The organism is Demequina subtropica (genome assembly GCF_000971235.1).
Lineage (GTDB): Bacteria > Actinomycetota > Actinomycetes > Actinomycetales > Demequinaceae > Demequina > Demequina subtropica.
This window is the reverse complement of record NZ_BBMB01000011.1, coordinates 168,487-189,926: the sequence shown is the minus strand read 5'-3', so window position 1 is coordinate 189,926 and position 21,440 is coordinate 168,487. Positions and strand designations below refer to the sequence as shown.

Genomic DNA, 21,440 nt, shown 5'->3' with positions numbered 1-21,440 from the left:
CCCTCTCAGTGCGTCATCACGCGGTCGACGGCGTCGAGCACGCGGTCCAGGCTGGGCAGGTAGTCGTGCTCGAGCTTCGACCCAGGGTAGGGCGCGTGGAAGCCTCCCACGCGGAGCACCGGCGCATGCAGGTGGAAGAAGGCCTGCTCGGTCACACGCGCGGAGAGCTCGGCGCCGGGGCCGAAGGCGGTGGGCGCCTCGTGGACGATGACCACGCGCCCGGTGCGCTTGGCGGACCGCAGGACGGTGTCGGAGTCGAGCGGGGACACCGAGCGCAGGTCGATCACCTCGACGCTGGTCCCGTCCGCGCCGGCGACCTCGGCCGCCTGCAGGGCCAGGCGCATCGTCGGGCCGTACGCCACGAGCGTGACGTCCGAGCCCTCGCGCGCGACGCGGCCGCGCGACATCTCGGCGGTCGCGGCGGAGGCCGCGTGCTCGCCCTCGAGCTGCGCGGCGACGCGGGACTCGTCCACCTCGCCCTTGTCCCAGTAGCGGGCCTTGGGCTCGAGGAACAGGACCGGGTCGGGCGAGGCGATCGCCTGCTGGATCATGTCGAACGCGTCCTGCGGCGTCGCCGGGGAGACGACGCGCAGCCCGGCGGTGTGCGCGAACAGCGCCTCGGGGCTCTCCGAGTGGTGCTCGACCGCGCCGATCCCGCCCGCGAACGGCACGCGGATGACCACCGGCAGCGTGATCATGCCCTGCGAGCGGTAGTGCATCTTCGCGAGCTGCGTGGTGATCTGGTTGTAGGCCGGGAAGATGAAGCCGTCGAACTGGATCTCGACCACGGGACGGTAGCCGCGCATGGCCATGCCGATCGCCGTGCCCACGATCCCGGACTCCGCGAGCGGGGTGTCCATGACGCGGTCGCCGCCGAAGTCCTTCCACAGGCCGTCGGTCACGCGGAACACGCCGCCCAGCTGGCCGATGTCCTCGCCCATGAGCAGCACCTTGGGGTCGCGCTCCATCGCGGCGCGCAGGCCGCGGTTGATCGCGCCCGCCATCGTCATCGTGGTCATGCGTGCGCCCCCTGATCGGCGAAGGACCTCTCGTAGCGCGAGAACCATGCGCGCTCGGCGGCCACGGTGGCGTGCGGCTCGGCGTAAACGTGGTCGAACATCGTCGCGGTCTCGGGGCGCCCCCATGCCTTGACGGTCTCGCGCGTGCGCCGGCCCAGCTCCTTGGCCTCGGCGCGCGCCGCCTCGACGGCCTCGTCGGAGAGCTCGCCGATGCCCCGCAGGTAGGTCTCGAGCCGCGCGATCGGGTCGCGCTCGGCCCAGTACGCCTCGTCCGCGTGGGAGCGGTACCGCGTCGGGTCGTCGGACGTGGTGTGCGCGCCCATGCGGTAGGTGAAGGCCTCGATGAGCACCGGCCCCGCTCCGGAGCGCGCGTGCTGGAGCGCCCACTGCGTCACGGCGTAGGAGGCGATCACGTCGTTGCCGTCCACTCGCACGGACGGCACCCCGAAGCCCGCGCCGCGCTGCGCGAGCGGGACACGGCTCTGGCGCGTGGTCGACTCGGAGATCGCGAACTGGTTGTTCTGGACGAAGAAGACGATGGGCGCATCGTTCACGGCCGCGAACGTGAGCGCCTCGTTGACGTCTCCCTGGCTGGTCGCACCGTCGCCGAAGTAGCAGACCACCGCGCCGTCGGTCTCCTGCCCCGTGCCGACGAGCCCGTCGCGGGCCATCGCCATGGCGTAGCCGGTCGCGTGGAGCGCGTGCGCGCCGATGACCAGCGTGTAGAGGTGGAAGCCGTGCGCCGCCGGATCCCACGCGCCGTGCTGGAGCCCACGGAAGATGCGCAGGATCTCCGGCAGGTCCACCCCGCGGGTGTGGGCGACGCCGTGCTCGCGGTAGGACGGGAAGACGAAGTCCGAGGATCGCAGCGCGTGCCCCGAGCCGATCTGAGCGGCCTCCTGCCCGACCGCCTGGACCCACAGGCCCAGCTCGCCCTGGCGCTGGAGGCTGGTCGCCTCCTGATCGAACGCGCGGACCACCGTCATGTCGTGCCACATGCGGCGCAACCGCGCCGCGTCGAGCTCGGAGGCGTAGCGTCCGAAGTCGGGATGATCGAGGCGCTCCCCGGTGTGGCTGAGCAGCCTTACCAGGCCTTCCTCCGAGAGCGGACCGTGAGTGCTCACGCGCTCCTCCTTCCGTCCTGCGAGCGGGGCGAGGGGGCCCCTGAATAACCTACGCCAGCGTAGGCTACGGTACCGTAGGTTAGCAATCGGAGCGTATCGGGCTGGTGACCCCCTCGGGGCGAGCCTGTACCGTTGGCCTCACGCGTGCCCGCTCGACGGGGCACGAGGACTGGAGGACCGATGACTGACGCGCTGACCGATGCGGCTCTTGGCGAGCTGCTCGCGCGCGCCGCGGGGGACGAGCTCCTCCGCGTCCGCCGGGAGTCCGGGCTCGAGGGCAAGGAGCTGGGGAACGCAGGCGACGCGGCCGCTCAGGCGCTGCTCGCGGGCCTGCTCACCGAGCACCGGCCGGACGACGCGGTGCTGAGCGAGGAGGCCAAGGACTCCGAGGCCCGCCTCAGCGCCGACCGCGTCTGGATCATCGACCCGCTCGACGGCACGCGGGAGTACTCCGAGGGACGCGCCGACTGGGCGGTCCACATCGCGCTGTGGGAGAAGGGTGAGCTCACGCTCGGCGTCGTCGGGATCCCCGGCGAGGAGCTCGTGCTCTCGTCCGCGACCGTCGCCCCCGCCCCCGAGGCGGCGGACGATGCGCCGGTGCGCCTCGCGGTGTCGCGCTCGCGCCCGCCGGCGGTCACCGAGCCCGTCCGCGCCGCGCTCGATGCCGAGCTGCTCCCCATGGGCTCCGCAGGCGTCAAGATCGCCGCGGTGGTCCGCGGACAGGTGGACGCCTACGTCCACGCCGGCGGCCAGTACCAGTGGGACTCGGCCGCCCCCATCGCGCTCGCCCGGGCCGCGGGCCTGTTCACGTCCCGCGTCGACGGCTCGCCGCTCCTCTACAATGGCCCGGACCCGTACCTCCCGGACCTGGTCGCGTGCCGTCCGGGCCTGGCGCCGCGCATCCTCGCGGCGATCGCCGAGAACACCGACGGAGACTCTTGATGACGGCAACCTCGTTCAGCCAGCTCGACGCGCTGGAGGCAGAGGCCATTCACATCGTGCGCGAGGTCGTCGCGCAGATGGAGCGCCCTGCCCTCCTGTTCTCGGGCGGCAAGGACTCGATCGTGCTGCTGCACATCGCGCTCAAGGCCTTCGCCCCGGCGCGGCTTCCCATGCCGCTCGTCCACGTGGACACCGGCCACAACTTCCCCGAGGTCATCGAGTACCGCGACCGCGTGGTCGAGAAGTACGGCCTCAACCTGGTGGTCGGCTCCGTGCAGGAGGCGATCGACCGCGGCTTCGTGCGTGAGGAGCCCAACGGCTCGCGCAACCGCATCCAGACCCCCGTGCTGCTCGACACCATCGAGAAGAACAGGTTCGACGCGTGCATGGGCGGCGCCCGCCGCGACGAGGAGAAGGCCCGCGCCAAGGAGCGCGTGTTCTCCTTCCGCGACGAGTTCGGCCAGTGGGACCCGCGCAACCAGCGTCCCGAGCTGTGGAACCTCTACAACGGTCGCGTCCACATGGGCGAGTCGATCCGCGTCTTCCCGCTCAGCAACTGGACCGAGCTGGACATCTGGGACTACATCAACTCGCGCGGCATCGAGGTGCCCTCGATCTACCTCGCGCACGAGCGCGACGTGTTCCACCGCGACGGCATGTGGATGGCCGCGAACGAGTTCTGCAGCCCGCGTGAGGGCGAGATGATCGAGCGTCGCACGGTGCGCTACCGCACCGTCGGCGACGCGACGCTGACCGCTGCGGTGCTGTCCGACGCGGCCACGATCGACCAGATCATCGCCGAGACCGCCGCGACGCGGCTGACCGAGCGCGGTGCCACCCGCGGCGACGACCGAGTGTCGGAGGCCGCGATGGAGGACCGCAAGAAGGAAGGGTACTTCTGATGGATCTTCTCCGTTTCGCGACCGCTGGCTCGGTCGACGACGGCAAGTCCACCCTCATCGGCCGTCTGCTCTACGACAGCAAGTCGATCTTCGAGGACCAGCTCGAGTCGGTCGAGGCCGCCTCGAAGGCGCGCGGCACCGAGTACACGGACCTCGCGCTCCTCACGGACGGCCTGCGCGCCGAGCGTGAGCAGGGCATCACCATCGACGTGGCGTACCGCTACTTCGCGACGCCCAAGCGCAAGTTCATCATCGCGGACACGCCCGGCCACCAGCAGTACACGCGCAACATGGTGACCGGCGCCTCGACCGCCGACCTCGCGATCATCCTGGTCGACGCCCGCAAGGGCCTCACCGAGCAGTCGCGTCGCCACGCGACCATCGCCTCGCTGCTGCGCGTGCCGCACATCGTGCTCGCGGTCAACAAGATGGACCTGGTCGGCTGGTCCGAGGAGCGCTTCAACGAGATCTACCAGGAGTTCACGGCGTTCTCCGCGAAGCTCGACATCGCGGACCTCACCGCGATCCCGCTCTCGGCGCTGCTCGGCGACAACGTGGTCGAGCGCTCGGTGAACACCCCGTGGTACGGCGGCGCGTCGCTCATGCACCACCTCGAGCACGTGCACATCGCGTCCGACCGCAACCTGCAGGACCCGCGCTTCCCGGTCCAGTACGTCATCCGGCCGATGCGCAACGAGGTCCACGACTACCGCGGCTTCGCGGGCCAGGTCGCCTCGGGCATCCTCAAGGTCGGCGACGAGGTCATGGCGCTGCCCTCGGGCATGACGTCGCGCATCGCCGCGATCGACGGCCCGAGCGGCCCGCTCGAGCAGGCCGCGCCGCCGATGTCGGTCACGCTGCGCCTCGAGGACGAGATCGACGTGTCGCGCGGCGACGTCATCTGCCGCGCCGGCAACCACCCGGAGCCCACGCAGGACATCGACGCGACCATCTGCTGGATGGATCAGGACGCGCTCATGGTGGGCCGCAAGCTCGGCATCCTCCACACCACCCGCATGGCACGCGCCATGGTCAAGGACGTGGTGTACGAGCTCGACGTCAACACGCTCCACCGCAACGCGGAGGTGCACGAGCTGGGTCTCAACTCCATCGGTCGCGTCAAGCTCCGGGTCACCAGCCCGCTGCTGGTCGACGACTACGCGGAGAACCGGACCACGGGCTCGTTCATCCTGATCGACGAGGCGACCAACCGTACGGTCGGCGCGGGCTTCGTGCGCGAGCACTGATGGACTTCAGCTTCGGCCTGATGGCGGCTGCGGCCGCCATCGGCGTCGTGGTCGGTCTCACCGGCATGGGCGGCGGGGCGCTGATGACGCCCACGCTCGTGCTGTTCTTCAACATCCCCGCCCCCGTCGCGGTGTCCTCGGACATCGTGGCGGCGGCGGCGATGAAGCCCTTCGGCTCATGGGTGCACATCCGCAACAAGACCGTCAACTGGCAGCTGGTCCGGCTGCTCGTCTACGGCTCCGTGCCAGCGGCCTTCCTCGGCGTGCTGCTGCAGCACGCGGTGGGCAACCCCGAGGCGGTCGAGGCCTTCACCAAGAAGGCGCTCGGCATCGCGCTCATCGTCGCGTCCGCGGGCCTGCTGCTGCGCGCCTACATGCGCCTGCGCGAGCGTGCGCGGGCCCGTGACGGCTCGGCGGCGCCGCTCCCCAAGGAGCGCCCCGACGTGGTGCCCCGCCCGATCCCGACCATCATCGTCGGCGTCATCGGCGGCGTCATGGTCGGCCTCACCTCGGTGGGGTCGGGCTCGCTCATCATCATCGCGCTCATGGCGCTCTACCCCGCGCTCAAGGCCTCGCAGCTGGTCGGCACCGACCTGGTGCAGGCGGTCCCGCTCGTGGTGTCCGCCGCGATCGCGCACCTCATGTTCGGGGACGTCGACTGGGAGGTCACCATCCCGGTGATCCTCGGGTCGATCCCCGGCACGTACCTGGGCGCGCAGCTCTCCTCGCGCGTGGGCGGCGGCCTCGTGCGCCGCGCCCTCGCCATGGTGCTGCTCATCTCGGGTCTCAAGATGCTCGGGGTGTCCAACCAGGCCACGCTCGCCGCCCTGCTGCTCGCGCTCGTGGGCGGCACGCTCGCCTGGGCGCTCATCCGCCGGCAGATGGGCTTCCCGCTCTTCATCTGGCAGGCCAAGCGCGCCAGGGCCGCGGAGCAGGCGAAGCGCGCGGAGGCGGCGGAACCCGGCGGCAAGGAAGGCTGACGTGCAGCTGCGACTGACCCGACCCCAGCTCAACGAGCTCGAGCTCATGCGCGCGGGCGCCTACGGCGCCGACGTCCGCTACCAGCTCCCCACGCGCGACGCCCATGTCGCGACCCTTCGCGTCTCCGACATCGCCGTGCCGGCGAGCATCGAGCTGCTCGACACCGAGGCGACCCCCATCGCCCGGGTCGACGTCCGCGAGTCGCACACCACCTCGGCGGGGACCTGGGTCGCCGGCGAGGTGACGATGCTGCGCGAGCCTGCGACGGCGCCCTTCGCCGAGCATCGTCCCTCCGCGGGCCTGCCGCTGCTCGACCACGTCACGCTGTCGCTCGGCAACGACGTGAGCGACCGCGACGGCGACCTGGTGCTGGTCGACTCCGGCGACGCCGAGTCCCTGTCGCGCGCCGTCGGTGCCGCGACGCGCGCCTCGCGCGAGGTCCGCGTGCTGCCGCGGCCCGCGGCCGCGCACCTGGTCGGCGACGATGCGGACGCGCTGCTCACGCACCTCGCGGAGGTGCTCTTCGCCTCGTCCGTCGCCACGCGCCGCGGCGGAGGCCGCTCGCGCGGCACCGGCATGGTGATCCTGCTCACCGGGCTGTCGGGCTCGGGCAAGTCGACCATCGCGCGTCAGCTCACGCGTCGCCTGCGCGCCGAGAGCCACCAGCGCGTCACCCTGCTCGACGGCGACGAGGTCCGCGCGATGCTCTCCTCCGGGCTCGGCTTCTCGCGCGCGGACCGCGAGCTCAACGTGCGTCGCATCGGCTGGGTCGCGGCCCAGCTCGCGGCCCACGGCGGCATCGCGGTGTGCGCGCCCATCGCGCCGTACGAGACGATGCGCGCCGAGATGCGCGCCATGGCCGAGGAGCACGGCCGGTTCGTGCTCGTGCACGTCGCGACGCCCCTCGAGGTGTGCGAGGCCCGCGACCGCAAGGGCCTCTACGCGAAGGCGCGTGCCGGCGAGATCAAGGAGTTCACGGGCATCTCCGACCCCTACGAGGCGCCCGCCGATGCCGACGTCGTGGTCGGCGACCGCGACGAGAGCGTGGAGGACGCCGCGGAGGCCGTGCTGCGCGCGGTGCTCCATGCCGAGCCCAGCTACATGATCTGACGGGCACCCAGCCCGACGCTGCCGGCGCCTCGCGCGCGGCGCGCCATACTGATGTCATCCATCCCGGTCCGCCGGGCGCAGCCCCTCCTGGAGAACGATGCCCATCTTCCGCACCGGCGACACGTCGGTCCTGTTCCTGCACATCCCCAAGACCGGTGGCACGTCGATCGAGCGGGCGTTCGAGGCGGCGGGCTGGAATACCGAGCTTCGCGACGGCCGTTCCGGCAAGGCGAACCCCAACTGGGTGCGCCGCGTGAGTCCGCAGCACTTCCACACCGAGGTCCTTGAGAGCTGGCTCATGTTCGAACGCTTCGACGCCATCTTCACCGTGGTGCGCGACCCGCTGCGCCGGTTCGTGTCGGACTTCATCTGGTCGATGCGCAACGACAAGACGGTCGACACCTCGGCGGCTGCGCTCGAGGTCTGGGCCGAGAAGACGCTCCGTCGCGCGATCGCGAACCCGTGGGTGCTCGACAACCACATGCGTCCGCAGGTCGAGTACCTGCACCCGCTCGCGCACGTCCACAAGTTCGAGGACGGCCTGGGCACGGCGATGGAGCGACTCCGCGCGGCGACCGGCTTCGACGTCCCCACCGACATCAAGCACTCGCTCGAGAGCAGCAAGATCGCGAACGTGCGCAGCGCCGACATCGAGATCTCCGACCGCGTGAAGCAGCTGGTGTCCAACTTCTACCGCGAGGACTACCGCGTCCTCGGCTACGAGCCGCCGTTCCACCTCTGACGGCCCGGTCGAGGGGGCGAGGGCCCGGCCCGGGCGCCGCTAGCCGCGAAGGCGGCGGCGCAGGTCGCCGGCGGCCCTGCGGGCACGACGTCCGAGGACCTCGAGCGTGCCGGGCTCACGCGGGACCTCGACATCGATCGCGCCGTGGCGTCCCTCGATCACGCGGAAGCGGTCGCCCGCGACCTTGGGCGTGTCACGCGACTTGAGACGGGGACGGTACTCGACCACGCGGTCTGACAGCGCGACGGTCGCGAGCAGCCTCCACGTGCCCGGCTCCAGCCGCTCGACATCGATCTCGAGCCGGCCCGCCGCGCCCGCGATGGGGGCCACGGTCGCGCCGCCCTCGTGGCGCAGCACGAAGGTCGCGTCGACGGGAAGCACGTCGAGCTCGACGTGCGTGGCGGAGGCGCGGGTCACCACGATGCTCGCGCGTCGGCGCTGCACGGCGGCCAGCGCGAGCGAGTCCTCGACGTGGCAGGCGTGCGCGGAACGGATGATCTCCCCACCGAGTGGTCCGCTGCGTCGCGCGAGCCCGTAGCGGCAATCCGCGGCCGCGATCGCCTCGATCAGCGCCTCGATCCCGTCACCCGACTGGGCGGTCTCCAGCATGAGCTCGGGGAGCTCGTCCTGGATCACGTACGCAAAGAACTCCGCGGCGTCGTCCCCGAGCGCCTGGTCCACCGCGTCCCAGCCGTCGGGATCCGTCATGGTGAGCAGGTAGAACTCGCTCACCGACGCCGCCTGGCCGAAGCGCAGCAGCTCGACCGCCCCGCCGGAAATCAGCCGATACACCCACCGTTGCGCCTTCTTCAGCCCCGCGAACGTCTCCTCAGGGGCCGCGTCGACCAGCCCGCGGATGATCTCGAGGATCTCGGAGACCTCAGGGGCGGGTTCACCCTCCGGCGCCGCCCACAGGCCCTGAAGGTGCGCCCACGAGTCGAATCGCAGAACGTTCTCGTAGTAGTACGCCACGGCCGGCGCGCTCATGGTGGCCACCGCGGCGGCGCACTTGCGCTCCTCACGGAAGTGGTCGAGCATCGACGGCGCGCTCGTCTTGGACGATGTCATCGAGGAGCCCCCGACACGCTGGCGGTACACGTAGACCGCCTCGGTGAGGATCTCGACCTGCGCACACGCGTACGCGAGGGTCCCGGCGTAGATGTCGTTCGAGCGGCGCGACGTCGAGAACTCGATGCCGTTCCAGCGCCACCAATCGGCCCGGTAGAGCTTGTTCCAGCACACGCGGTCGCGCAGGAGCGACGGGACCTCGCCCACCGTGGCGTGCGACAGCGGCGCGTCGTAGGTGGGCACCGACCTGCTGCGCGTGCGGAGGTGCGACGGGCCGAACACCGCGAAGTTGCCCACGGCCATGTCGCTGCCCGAGCCCTCGAGCCTGTCCAGCATCGTCGCGTACGCGTCATGGGGGACGATGTCGTCGCCGTCCGCGAACGCGAGATACGCGCCGCTCGCCTCGGCCACCCCGGCATTGCGCGCGGCACCCCCTCCACGACCAGGGTTGCGCATCACGCGGACCCGAGGGTCCTCGGCGGCGTAGTGCTCGAGCGTCTCGAACGTCCCATCCGTCGAGTGATCGTCGATCGCGATCACCTCGAGGTGGCCGTGCGTCTGCCGCAGCACGCTGCGCATCAGGTCGTCGATCCACCCGGCCACGTTGTAGGTCGGGACGATGACCGAGATGAGGGGTTCCTCGACAGGCCCTCCGCCGGCTCCGGGACGGGCCGAGCGCTGAGTCGAGATGCCTATCATGGTGCCCTGATGATATCGGACATCACCCCTCTCTCCTCGGCCTCCGAGCCTGCCCCCCGGGCCGCGCGACTCTCGGTCGTGGTCCCCATCTACGGCGTCGAGCGGTGGCTCCCGGAGTTCCTCGACAGCCTCGTCGCACAGAGCTTCGAGGACTGGGACGCCGTGCTGGTCATCGACGGCAGCCCCGACGGCTGCGAGGCGATCGCGAGGGAGCACGCCGCGCGCGACCCGCGCATCGTGGTGCACGTGTTCGACAACGGCGGGCTGGGCAGGGCCCGCAACCGCGGGCTGCGGCTCGCGACCGGGGAGTACGTGATCTTCCCTGACTCCGACGACGTCCTCGCCCCCGACTGCTTCGCCCTGCTCATGGCGGCGGCGGACGAGTCCGCTGCCGACATCGTGACCGCGCCGGCGACGGATTTCTTCGAGGACGGCCGCGAGAGGCGCTACTGGGCGCACACGACCACGCTGTTCGACGAGCCGCGCCTGGGCGTCACGCTGGCCTCGGAGCCGCGACTGATCCTCGACCACACGGCGTGGAACAAGGTGTTCCGCCGCGCGCTGCTCGTGGACAACGGGCTCGACTACCCGGTCGACACGTTGTGCGAGGACGTCGCGCACACGACCCGCGCCTACGCGCTCGCACGGTCCGTCGACGTCGTGCCGGCGCCGATCTACCATCACCGCCGCCGGTCGGGCGCAATCACGGAGCAGGTGATCAGCGGCCGCATCATGGGCGACTGGCTCACGCAGACCGAGGACACTCTCGGCTTCGTGCGCTCGATCGGTGACCCTGAGGTGCTCACCACCTACCTCGGGCGGCTGTTCAACGTCGAGCTGTGGACGCGCCTGCAGCGCTTCACCGAGTTCGACGACGCGGCGGAGCGGGCCCGTTTCGAGGCGCTCCTCGACGATGCGGTGACCCAGATCGTCGACCTGCAGGTGCCCGTGCAGTCCGGCAAGCTCACCGCGGCGCGCCGCCTGCTCGACGGCACGCTGCCCGCCGCATGGGACTCGCTGGGCCTCGACTCATGCCCGCTCGCGCCCGACCTCGCGACCGCGTCCGCCATCGCGGACGCCGCACGGGGAGTCCTCGCGCTCGACCGGCAGGACCCCGAGCTGCGACGCATGGGAGCGGGCATCATCAACTCGCGGGTGCTCAACTCCGCGAGCCTCGCCCCCGACGAGCTCGGTGAGGCGGCGCGCGACGCGCTCGCGGCGCTCGCCGACGGCGGTTGGGGACCGCGCGACCTGAACTCTTACGGAGCGTGGCACTGGCGCGGCTGGACGGACGATGCGGCCGATCTGCGCGCCTTCGTCGCGGCCGCCCGCGCGGCCGGCGACCGCGCGCAGGCGGTCCGCGTCTCCGGGATGGGGCTCGAGCTCGCTCTCGCGGGCACCTCCACTCTCGACCTCGGCGTCGCGCTCGCGGTCGGCGCCTCGATCCACGTCGCGCACCGTCCTGCCGACGGCCCCGAGGTCCGCAGCCCCGCCGCCGCCTGGCAGGTCGACGGCGAGTGGCGGTGGCGAGCGCGCCTCTCGGCCCGTCCCGGAACCGCCGTCTCCGGCATCAAGCTCCGCATCGAGCACCCCGAGCTCGGTGGCTTCAATGTGCCCGTCGCGGGCGTGGAGCCGGCCTCCGAGGTCACCGTCCAGGCCTTCGAGATGCGCGCGACGCTGCGCCTCGAGGGCGGGGACACGCTCGGCATCGTGCCGGTCGAGTCCGAGTCCGTGCCGCGGTCGATCGAGCACGCGCCCGCCCCGCGCGTGCTCGTGTTCCCGTACTGGCGCTCGAACCCGTTCCTCAACATCGTCTACCTCGACGCGACGCTCGGCGGCGCGGATATCCAGTCCGCGCTCACCATGGGGGACCTGGTGCGCCGCGTCCCCCAGCTCACGAGCGGTGACGTGCTGCACCTCCACTGGCCGCGACCCATCGTGGACGCGGCCGAGTCCGAGGAGGAGGCGTGGGCGAACATCGACACCGTCGCGACGCTCCTCGATGAGGCGCGGGCCCGCGGCGTGCGGGTGCTGTGGACCGTGCACAACGCGCTGTCGCATGACACGAACTACTTCGACGCCGAGGTCGCGGTCCACCGGATGCTCGCGGACAAGGCCGATGCGGTGCACATCATGTCGCCGCACACCGCCGAGGTCGTCGGCGAGTTCTACGCGATCGACCCGGCGAAGACCACGCGCATCGCACACCCGAGCTATGAGGGTCTCTACGCTCCCCGGCTCGATCGTGCGCAGGCGCGCACGATGCTCGGCGCACCGGCGACGGGCCTCACCGTCCTCCACGCCGGCCACCTGCGCCCGTACAAGGGCCTCTGGACGCTCGCGGAGGCCGTGGGTGCCGTGCAGGCCGGACGCGGCTGCACGCTGCTGCTCGGCGGCGGGGTCAACGAGGAGTATCTGGACGAGCTCGGACGGCTGGTCGACTCGGTCCCCGGCACGGTCGCGCAGCTCGAGCGCATCTCGGACGAGGATCTGGGCACGTGGTACTCCGCCGCGGACGTCGCGGTGCTGCCGTACGAGGCCGTACTCAACAGCGGCAGCCTCCACCTCGCCGCGACGTACCGCGTGCCCGTGGTGCTGCCCGACATCCCTCACCTCGTGGACGAGTTCGGCGATCAGGCCTGGGTGCGGTTCTTCGACCGTGCGGAGGGGGCGGCGTCGCTCGCGCGCGTCCTCGGCGATCTCGATCGCGACGCGATCACCGACGCCGACTTCGACGCGTTCCTCGAGGACCATCGGCCGCTGACCGTCAGCGGCCGCTTCACGGCGCTGCTCGGCCTCGAGCGTGGCCTCCCGGATCCCATCGAGGACGCCGCGCGGTGACTACCTATACTGCTGGGATGGCCGCGCCCGACCCCTCCGAGCTGCTGATCCCCGAGGGCGCGACCCTTCTCCACATCGGCGCCCCCAAGACCGGCAGCACCGCGCTCCAGAGCGCCGCCTCGAAGCTGCGCCCGCAGCTCGCCGACGCCGGCGTCACTTACCCGCTCAAGGGCTTGAACCACCAGCGCGGCACCAGCTACCTCATCGGCCGCACCGCCGAGGCGTGGGGCGGGGCGCACGCCAAGGAGGAGTGGTGGCTCGACCTCAAAGCCGCGATCGGGGCGCACCCGGACCGCCGCACGCTCGTGAGCTTCGAGGTCATCTGCGAGGCCGACATCGATGCGGTGCGCAAGGTGCGGGCCGAGATGGATGGCGACGTCCACATCGTAATCGTGGTGCGCAGCTTCGCCTCCCTGCTCCCGTCGATGTGGCAGCAGTGGCTCAAGACCGGCTACGCGGGATCGCTCGACGACTTCCTGCACCATGCGCTCCGGGAGCAGCCCGTGGTGCGCATCGGCGGCTCCGACGCGTTCCACCGCACCGACGGTCGAGGGCTCGTGAGCCGTTGGACCGAGGTGTTCGGCGCCGACCAGGTCACGGTGATCGTGCTCCCGCCGTCGGGGCCCAGCCCGCTCTTCGGAGCCTTCGAGTCCTTGCTCGGGCTTCCCGACGGGCTGCTCGCCTCGGCACCGGTGGACGGCCATGACACGAACCGCGGCATGACCGTCCCTGAGGCCGCGTTCGCGCTCCAGGTGAACCGGTACCTCGAGGGCGAGGGGGCCGAGCGACTCGACCTGCGCCAGCTCCTGTGGATGGGCTCATACGACCGGGTCCTCGCACGGCGTGAGCCGCAGCAGGACGAACCAAGGCTCGCACTGCCCGAGTGGGCGCTGCCGGCCTGCCAGGACGCAGGGCGCCTGCTCATCGAGGACATCGTCGCCTCCGGCGCTCGTGTGGTAGGCGACCTGGACGGCCTGGTCGAGGGCTCGCGCACGATGCCGAACGATGCGCTGGACGCCGCGCCCACCGTGGACACCGCGATCGCCGTGGAGGCCCTCACGGGCATGTTCGCGGCCGCGAACGGGCCCAAGCGCAAGGCGCTCGCCCCTGCGGCCGGCAAGCCCGCGAAGGCCTCCACGGCGGCGCGACCGGCTGCCGTAGCGCCTGCGGCGCCGTCCGCCCCCACGGTGCGGCAGGCCTCGGGCGGGACGCTCGTGCGCGAGCTCCTGCGGCGGGCGCGCCGCCGCGCGCGGGCGCTCGTGGGCCGCTGACGCACCCTCCCAGAGCTTCCTCGCCACGCGCGCAGGAACGGGGATCGCCCCTACCCGCATGCGAGAATGTCGCGGAGTTCGAAACTATCTGCGGAGATTGCGGGGAATCCTGTGAAGGTTGCGCGTCACCTTGTCGGCACCGTCGGCGCCGTCCTGATCGCTGTGCTCGCGACTGGCTGCACAGGCGACGACGGCGACCTCGCGGCGGCCGGCACGCCGACGCCGGACCCGACCGCCACGGCCGCCGCCAGCACCGCGGCCACCCCTGAGGAGTCGTCCACGACCTCTCCCGCAGCGTCCTCGACCCCGGACTCGAGCCAGGCCGCCGGCATCCCCACGCGTGAGCCGTCCACGACGCCGGCGCCGACGGGAGGCTCCCAGGCGGACGTCGAGGTGGAACTCACGCGGTACGCGATCACCGGCGATACCCTCTCGGGCGGCGGCGTGGTCTATGACGTGGTCGAAGAGGACGGGACCTGCACCCTCACGGTGAGCACGGGATCCGCCACGGCCTCCGCGAGCGGGCCCGCGACGCGGTCCGCAGGGACGATGGCGTGCGGCTCGGGCCTCGACGTGGACGTCGCGGCGCTCTCGGGCACGCTGACCGTCGTCCTCGCCTACGACTCCGACGCCTACAAGGGCAGCTCCGAGCCGGTGGAGGTGGCCCGATGAGCCGCACGAGCCTTCGGATCCTCGGACTCGCGGGTGCGGTGCTCGCCGGCACCGTGGGTGCGCTCGCCGCGATCGTCGCGACGCCCACGGAGGCCGCCGCCGCGGACCTGTCGGACTTCGACCCCGGCTACATCATCTCCGATGCGAACTTCTACGACTCGGACGCGATGACCGCGGCGCAGGTCCAGTCCTTCCTGAATGGGAAGGTCCCCACGTGCCACGAGGAGTGGTCCGCCGGCGCCAACGACCCGATCGTGTGCCTCAAGAACTACTCGCAGACCACCACCTACAAGGCGGCGGATGCGTTCTGTGACGGCTACACGGCCAAGACCCAGACAGCCGCGCAGATCATCAACGGCGTCGCGCGCAGCTGCGGCGTGAGCCAGAAGGTCCTCCTGGTGCTCCTCCAGAAGGAGACCGGCCTCGTGACGCACACCTACCCGAGCGAGTGGCGTTACGACCGCGCCACCGGCTTCGCGTGCCCCGACACCGCGCCGTGCGACACGCAGTACTACGGCTTCTTCAACCAGCTGTACTCCGCGGCCCGCCAGTACAAGATCTACCAGGCCTATCCGAACAGCTATGGCTACGTCGCGGGATACACGAACCGGATCCTGTACCACCCCAAGAGCAGCTGCGGCCGCAAGTCCGTCGACATCCGCAACCAGGCCACCGCAGGGCTCTACATCTACACGCCGTACACGCCCAACCAGGCCGCGCTGAACGCCGGGTACGGCACCGGGAACTCGTGCTCGTCCTACGGCAACCGGAACTTCTTCGCCTACTACTCCGACTGGTTCGGCTCGCCCGTGTTCACGGTCGGCACCGCGATCAAGTCCTACTGGTCGAGCCTCGGCGGGGACGACGGCCCGGGCTATCCGACCTCGGCGATGAGGTCGGTCGACGGCGGCGTCTACCAGGAGTTCGAGAACTCGGTGCTGTTCATCAGCCCGTCGGGCGTCAAGGTCGAGCTCACCTCCGCAGGCATCCTCACCAAGGTGTACCTGGCCGAGGGCGGCCCGTCGAGCTCGTGGGGATGGCCCACCGCGACCTCGACCAAGGCCAACGGCATCTGGCGCGTGCCGTTCACCAAGATCACCGCCTACAACCGCAACGGCGACGTGCGGGCCGCGAGGGTTCCGCTCGCGGACGAGCTCGAGGCCGCCTGGTACGGCTACGACGACGCGAGCGGGGCGATCGCCAAGCCCGTGGTCTCCGCGAAGGGCACCTATCAGCGTCTGCGCTCCGGCTACCTCTACCTCACGGCCTCGGGTGAGAGCGCCTACTTCCCGTCCGACTGGCGCCTGTCCCAGGCGTACCTCGCCGCGGGCGGACCCGCAGGCGACTGGGGATGGCCCCACGGCGACCAGCAGGTCATCGACGGCGTCTACACCTACGAGTTCGACGACGCCATGGCCTTCGGACGCAACGGCACCCTCCACGCCGTGGTCGGCGACATGCTCGACCAGTGGACCGCCGCAGGCGGCATCAGCGGACCCGGCTACCCGACCGCGAACGCCACCACCGTCGGCACCGGCGAGTACCAGACCTTCGTCAGCTCGGTCCTGTTCATGAACCCCAGCGGCACCGAGATCGAGCTCGGCACCAACGGCGTGATCGTCCAGGCCTACCTCGCCTCCGGCGGACCCGCAGGCACCTGGGGCTGGCCCACCGGACCCTCGTCCAAGGCCAACGGCATCTACCGCATCCCGTTCTCCAAGCTCACGGCCTACGCCTACGCCGGCGAGGTGCGGACCTCGACCGTGCCCATCGCCTCGGCCCTCGAGCAGACCTGGTTCGACTACGACCTCACCACCGGCGCGGTCGCCGCCGCGATCACGCCCGGAGGCGGCACCTACCAGCAGCTCACGAACGGCTACCTCTTCCGCACCTCCTCCGGCAAGGTCTCCTACTACACGGCATCATGGATCCTCACCAAGGAGTACCTCGCGAGCGGCGGTCCCACCGGACCGTGGGGATGGCCGTTGGGCGACAGCGTGCGGAGCGGCGCGACGCGCACGGGCGTGTTCCAGCACGTCACGGCGTCGATCAGCTCGGGCGCCCTGACGGTCACGCCTCGCTGACGTTCCGCGTCAGCGAGGCGGTCTCCCCGCGATCGCCGCTCGCGGTCAGCGGCCCGGTCGCCACCATCGGCGCCTCGGCGCGGGGTCCGCCGGGGCAACGTCGGCCGCATCAGCCGAGTGGTGCCCGAAGTGCTCGCGCAGGACCTCGACCAGGACGTCGTCCCTCACCAGCCCCTCGAGCGGCACCTGGCTGCGGTCGTACTTCCATCCGGTGCTGATGCCGCGGAAGTGACAGAGCGTCACCCGCGGGTCGGGGTCCTTGACCTTCAGCGCGTTGATCCCGTGGATGTACCAGCGGCCCGGGCCGCGTGAGGTCGGGTCGGACACCCATTTCTTGCGCGTGGGCTCGCCCTGCGGGTCGTAGTAGGCGAAGTCGGTGAAGCGCGCGGGATCGCTGACGGGCGCAACGCTCGCGTTCTCGATCCATCGCCCCTGGTACAGGAGCGCGCGGTCGGGAGACTCCTCCATGAGGTCGAACAGCGTCCGCCGGCCCTCGACGATCGCGAGCTCGTCGATGTCCGCATTGATGACGCCGACCGCCTCGGCCAGGTACGTGTATCGCGAGTGCACCATGACGGCCAGCTGGAGGTACTTCGAGTCGTGAGGGACGCCCGCCCAGCTCGCGGGCCCGAACTTGAACGGCCAGACCGCGACCACGCCGGCCTCGATCTGGTCGACCGACTCGATCGCCTCTCGCAGCTCCTCGGGCGTGTAGGCGGTGCTGCCGTTGTCATAGACGAGCACCGCGTCGACCCCGTGCTCGCGCGCGTAGAAGCGCAGCCAGTCACGGATCCACTGGAGGTCGTTGTCCTTCTGGAGCGTGAGCAGCACGCGGCGCCCCTTGAAGATGCCGGTCGAACGCGGGCTCAAGCCGAGCGACACGGGTCCCAGCGGACCGTCGATCTCCAGCCGGTGACCCTCGGCGCGAGGCTCGAAACCCTCGGGCAGCCGCACGTCCACGCGGAGGCTCTTGGGCCGCGCGGTGATGCTCGGCTCGACCTCGACGCCGTCGAGGGACCATCGCGACTCCCGGACCAGCGGTCCGAGGTTCCGCATGCCCGGTCCGATGACGCGGATCTCCTGCTCGCCGAGCACGGCGTCGTAGATGACGGTGTGCGAGTCGTAGCGCTCCATGTAGCCGGGCTCGCGCTTCTCGGGCGGTCGCGGCGGGTTCCGAAAGATCGGTGCGTCCTCGGCCAGGGTCCAGTGCTGCGGATGGTCGTGGATCTCCACTCTTCCCCGGTCACGCGTCACGCCGAGCACCTCCCTCATCAGGCGAATCACGTCGATTCTCCCACAGGCGAGAGGCGCCCACGGGGCCGTGGACCCGCGTCCCGGCGGCGGCGTGGCATCATGGTGCGCAGCGCCACGCCCGCCGAAAAGAGAGAACCCGCACGTGCCAGCACACGAACTCGCCGTGGTCATCGCTGCCCACAACGCGGGAGAGTTCCTCCGCACCAGCCTCGCCTCGATGGCGAGGGAGAGCCGCGACGGCATCCAGTGGATCGTGGTCGACGATGCCTCGACCGACTCGACTGCCGCGCAGCTCGAGCGCGCGTCCGCGACCGTGCCGCACCTCACGGTCCTCACCAATGAGGTCAATCAGGGAGTCGCGGCGTCACGCAACCGTGCGCATCGTGCCGTCGACGCCCGCTATCTCACGTACCTCGACGCAGACGACTGGTACGGGCCGGGCCACCTCGAGCACCTCGTGTCCTCGATCAAGGACCTCCAGGTCGACTTCGTCCGAACCGACCACGTGGTGGTCGACGGCCACGAGCGGCGCCTCTCGCGCGTGCCCGAGATGAGGCGCCGGATCCCCCACGCGACCTCGAGCGCGTTCGGCTTCCTGGGTAAGCGCTGCGCGCTCAACTATCTCTACATCTGGGCCGGCATCTACGACCTCGAGCGCATCGACCTGACGGGGCTCGACTTCGACGCCCGCCTGCGGACGGCGAGCGACCGTCCGTGGATGTGGCAGGTCTACCTCGAGGCCGAGTCGACCGCGGTGGTGCCCCTCAACACGTACTTCTACCGCAAGACCACCAACGCGACGGCGCTCACGCAGGCCGGGAACGTCAGCACGCTCGACTTCATCGGCGCGAGCGAGTCGATCACCTCGCTCGCCCTCGCGAGCGGGGACCCGCGGGCGATCGATCGCGCCGTCCACAGCGCGATGTTCCTCGTCGACTTCCACCTCGAGCGCGAGGAGCGCCTCACACCCGAGTTGCAGGAGCATCTGCGGGCGCGGTCCGCCGCGATGCTCGCCGCCGCACCGCAGGACTCTGTCGACCGGGCACTGCGCGTCTTCGACCCGCATGCGCGCGACCTGCTGGGCGCGCTCATCGAGACGGGCAGGGGGTAGCCATGGAGCTGTGGCTCGCCGACGGACCGTGGACGGCGGCCGTCATGGTCGCCGCGATCGACGCGGGGCTGGTGGACGTCGACACGGACCGGGTGCTGCTGGTTGCCTCGTGCGCCGAGGTGCCCGAGGTCGCGCACTGGTGGACGGATGAGCCTCCCGCGTTCCTCGACGGACGCTTCCGCGCGGTGCTCGACCTCAACGCCGCCATGGAGCCGTACCACCCGGCCCACTATGCGCCGCCGTCTCGCAACAAGCACGACCTCGTCGACGCGATCGTCGCGGCGTTCGGTGCGCACGATGTCACGCGGCTCGTGGTGCCGAGCCTCACTGCGCGCCCTGCCTCGACGCTGCTCGACCTCTTCACCACCTCGCCCGTGACGCTCTTCTCGTGCGATGTCGCGGCGTGGACACGGGACCTGCCGCCGGCGCCCGCCTCCGTCGCATTCAGGGTGACCGGCCACCTCGCGGTCCCGCTCGTGCCCGGCGCGAGGATGCCCCGGCTCGGTCTCGAATTCGATCCGGAGGAGATCCCTGCCTCGGCCGTTGCCGCGACGGTGCCGGATGACGCGTCCATCCACCCCGACGGCCTCGTCATCGCCGACACGGATCCGTTCCTGCCCGACGCCCTCGAGCGGACCGCGGCGGCGGCCGCCCTGCTAGCGGCCGCGGGATGCGCCTCGGTCGCGGTCGCTCTCGCACACCCGGGGCACGACTCGCGCCACACCGATGTCAGGCTCGCGCTCGCCGCGCAGGGCACCGACGTCGACGTGATCGGCTGGGGCCCCCGCGCCCTCGCAGCCGCGGCACGTCCTGGCGTCCGCACACTCGGCGCGGGCTCGACGGCGCTGCTGGCGACCGCCATGCTTGGCGCGCGGGCCGCAGCCGCGGTACGTGATGCCGACACCGATGCGGTGATGATGCGCGACATCGACGACGAGGCGGCCGCAGCCATGCTCCCCATGCACCGGCAGCGCGTCGCGGCGCGCACGGCCCCGCCCACCCCGTCGGTGCCTCGGCCCCGGGGGCTGCGGCGCATCGCGCGCGGCCTCCGTCGCAGGCTTCCCGGCTGACGGACCGGGTGCGAGCCCGACCGGACGGCTACCAGAGGAGCTTTCGCACCCCGCGCAGCCGCCATGCCACGGCGCGGACGACCGGAAGCGTGCGGGCGACCGTGCGAGAGCCGAGGCCGCCGGTCGCGCCGAGCGCGCTCACCTCGGCGTGCTTGCGCTGCATCACGGTGAGCTCGTCGCGCGCCACCACCGACACGGGCGGAAGCCCGGACTCGCGCCTGCGCGCGACGAGCGCCTCGAGGCGCGGCTCCCAGTCATTGTCGGCGCGGTCATGGAAGTAGTTGTCCTGCAACCAGTCGCGGCGCACCGAGAAGAACCGTGCCTCCTCGAGGTCACCGAGGTTGCCCAGCAGGTCGGACCGGTAGAAGACCGGGTTGATGACGGCGTCCCGGATGCCGAAGTCGCTGAGCACCAGGGTGGGGACGCCGCTCGCGACGGCCTCGACGGCGGCGGTCGAGCTGACCGTCACCAGTCCGCAGGCCCTCTCGAGGTGCGCGCCCATGGACTCGGCGGACACCACGAGGTTCGACGGGACCTCGACGCCCTCGGCCCGCATCTGGTCCAGCAGGTCGGGGTACGCGTCCTTCTCTGCATGCGTCTGAGCCTCGCCCGGCGCCGCGCGCACCTTCACCACCACGGTGAGGTCGGGGCGCTCCTGGGCGAGCCGGATGAGCGACTCGAGGATCCGCATGCGCTCGGACGCGAGACGCGGCACGAGCGCCTGGGCGGCGAAGATGACCTCGCTGCCTCGCGGAGCGGCGCCGTCCGCGACCTCGGCGACATCGGCCACGAAGGGCAGCGTCGCGAGCGCGAACGTGCCGGCGAGCGCTCCGTCAGCCGCGATCTCCTCGTAGGCGCGGATCTCGCGGCGGCTGTGCAGGAGGAAGAGGTCGGCACCGGAGCGGAACGTGACACCAAGACGCTTGGCCGGGATCGAGATGCCCGGCAGCCCCGTCACCACGACGGGGCGACGCTCCATCGTCGCGATGGCGCGCTCCATGACGAGCCAGGCGGTCGGTCCGCGGGTGCCCAGCAGCACCACGTCGGGCTCGAGCGCCCGGATCTCGTCGGCGAGGGCGTCGAGCGTGCGCATCTCGCATGCCTCGGCCTCCACGCCCGAGCCGAGCAGCTGAGCCTGCATCTGCGCGACGGACGGCGTCGCGGCGCCCTCGACGACGCGCACCGTGGTGCTCCAGTCCTGCGGGAGCTGGGCGACCGTGTGCGCGACCCACTTCAGGTAGGAGTCGGCGTCGGCGACCGCGATCACGGTCACCGACGCCGACTTCTGAGCGCGCTCACGCAC

General features: G+C 71.2%; 17 protein-coding genes. 12 read left to right on the top strand and 5 right to left on the bottom strand.

Annotated elements, in window-relative coordinates:
- Positions 1–5: 5 nt before the first annotated feature.
- Complete coding sequence (locus AOM06_RS10530; protein ID WP_228372928.1) at positions 6–1,019, bottom strand: alpha-ketoacid dehydrogenase subunit beta; 1,014 nt, start codon at positions 1,017–1,019, stop codon at positions 6–8.
- Positions 1,016–2,143: a thiamine pyrophosphate-dependent enzyme gene (locus tag AOM06_RS10525; protein WP_062305624.1), complete on the bottom strand. Its 1,128-nt coding sequence runs from the start codon at positions 2,141–2,143 to the stop codon at positions 1,016–1,018. Before AOM06_RS10525 ends, AOM06_RS10530 begins: the two co-directional genes overlap by 4 nt.
- A gap of 180 nt (positions 2,144–2,323) precedes the next feature.
- Here AOM06_RS10525 and AOM06_RS10520 point away from each other — a divergent pair, with 180 nt between their 5' ends.
- The 6 genes from AOM06_RS10520 to AOM06_RS10495 all read left to right on the top strand — a co-directional run bounded on the left by AOM06_RS10520 (position 2,324) and on the right by AOM06_RS10495 (position 8,067).
- Positions 2,324–3,085 carry a 3'(2'),5'-bisphosphate nucleotidase CysQ gene (locus AOM06_RS10520; RefSeq protein WP_062305621.1) on the top strand — a complete coding sequence of 254 codons (762 nt, stop codon included), beginning with the start codon at positions 2,324–2,326 and terminating at the stop codon, positions 3,083–3,085.
- On the top strand, positions 3,085–3,987 hold the full coding sequence (cysD, locus tag AOM06_RS10515; RefSeq protein ID WP_062305618.1) for a sulfate adenylyltransferase subunit CysD: 903 nt from the start codon (positions 3,085–3,087) through the stop codon (positions 3,985–3,987). Before AOM06_RS10520 ends, cysD begins: the two co-directional genes overlap by 1 nt.
- Complete coding sequence (locus tag AOM06_RS10510; protein WP_062305615.1) at positions 3,987–5,234, top strand: sulfate adenylyltransferase subunit 1; 1,248 nt, start codon at positions 3,987–3,989, stop codon at positions 5,232–5,234. Before cysD ends, AOM06_RS10510 begins: the two co-directional genes overlap by 1 nt.
- Positions 5,234–6,214, top strand: a complete 981-nt coding sequence (locus AOM06_RS10505) for a sulfite exporter TauE/SafE family protein (protein ID WP_082105503.1) — start codon at positions 5,234–5,236, stop codon at positions 6,212–6,214. The genes AOM06_RS10510 and AOM06_RS10505 overlap by 1 nt, the downstream gene beginning before the upstream one ends.
- A gap of 1 nt (position 6,215) precedes the next feature.
- A complete protein-coding gene (cysC, locus tag AOM06_RS10500; RefSeq protein WP_062305614.1) occupies positions 6,216–7,325 on the top strand; it encodes an adenylyl-sulfate kinase in 1,110 nt (369 codons plus the stop codon).
- A gap of 97 nt (positions 7,326–7,422) precedes the next feature.
- A complete protein-coding gene (locus tag AOM06_RS10495) occupies positions 7,423–8,067 on the top strand; it encodes a sulfotransferase family 2 domain-containing protein (RefSeq protein WP_062305611.1) in 645 nt (214 codons plus the stop codon).
- Between the two features lie 39 nt (positions 8,068–8,106).
- Here AOM06_RS10495 and AOM06_RS10490 read toward each other — a convergent pair whose 3' ends face one another.
- Positions 8,107–9,834: a glycosyltransferase family 2 protein gene (locus AOM06_RS10490; protein WP_062305608.1), complete on the bottom strand. Its 1,728-nt coding sequence runs from the start codon at positions 9,832–9,834 to the stop codon at positions 8,107–8,109.
- A 9-nt stretch (positions 9,835–9,843) separates the two neighbouring features.
- Here AOM06_RS10490 and AOM06_RS10485 point away from each other — a divergent pair, with 9 nt between their 5' ends.
- The 4 genes from AOM06_RS10485 (at position 9,844) to AOM06_RS10470 (ending at position 16,702) form a co-directional block, all read left to right on the top strand.
- Positions 9,844–12,675 carry a glycosyltransferase gene (locus AOM06_RS10485; RefSeq protein WP_062305603.1) on the top strand — a complete coding sequence of 944 codons (2,832 nt, stop codon included), beginning with the start codon at positions 9,844–9,846 and terminating at the stop codon, positions 12,673–12,675.
- 17 nt (positions 12,676–12,692) lie between these two features.
- The gene (locus tag AOM06_RS10480; RefSeq protein WP_062305600.1) at positions 12,693–13,946 is read left to right on the top strand and encodes a hypothetical protein; all 1,254 of its coding nucleotides are present in this window, start codon (positions 12,693–12,695) and stop codon (positions 13,944–13,946) included.
- A gap of 111 nt (positions 13,947–14,057) precedes the next feature.
- On the top strand, positions 14,058–14,618 hold the full coding sequence (locus AOM06_RS10475) for a hypothetical protein (protein WP_062305597.1): 561 nt from the start codon (positions 14,058–14,060) through the stop codon (positions 14,616–14,618).
- Positions 14,615–16,702 (top strand): LGFP repeat-containing protein, encoded by a 2,088-nt coding sequence (locus tag AOM06_RS10470; protein ID WP_062305593.1) that lies wholly within the window; start codon positions 14,615–14,617, stop codon positions 16,700–16,702. Before AOM06_RS10475 ends, AOM06_RS10470 begins: the two co-directional genes overlap by 4 nt.
- A 45-nt stretch (positions 16,703–16,747) precedes the next feature.
- On the opposite strand, the gene AOM06_RS10465 is transcribed toward AOM06_RS10470, so the two are convergent.
- Entirely contained in the window at positions 16,748–17,956 is a 1,209-nt protein-coding gene (locus AOM06_RS10465) for a hypothetical protein (protein WP_156163674.1), read from the bottom strand.
- A 142-nt stretch (positions 17,957–18,098) separates the two neighbouring features.
- Here AOM06_RS10465 and AOM06_RS10460 point away from each other — a divergent pair, with 142 nt between their 5' ends.
- Together AOM06_RS10460 and AOM06_RS10455 are read left to right on the top strand one after the other, a co-directional pair.
- Positions 18,099–19,067, top strand: a complete 969-nt coding sequence (locus AOM06_RS10460) for a glycosyltransferase family 2 protein (RefSeq protein ID WP_169747758.1) — start codon at positions 18,099–18,101, stop codon at positions 19,065–19,067.
- 2 nt (positions 19,068–19,069) lie between these two features.
- Entirely contained in the window at positions 19,070–20,137 is a 1,068-nt protein-coding gene (locus AOM06_RS10455; protein WP_062305582.1) for a hypothetical protein, read from the top strand.
- Between the two features lie 28 nt (positions 20,138–20,165).
- Here the strand turns inward: AOM06_RS10455 and AOM06_RS10450 are convergent, their stop codons facing one another.
- Positions 20,166–21,440 carry a DUF6716 putative glycosyltransferase gene (locus AOM06_RS10450; RefSeq protein ID WP_062305577.1) on the bottom strand — a complete coding sequence of 425 codons (1,275 nt, stop codon included), beginning with the start codon at positions 21,438–21,440 and terminating at the stop codon, positions 20,166–20,168.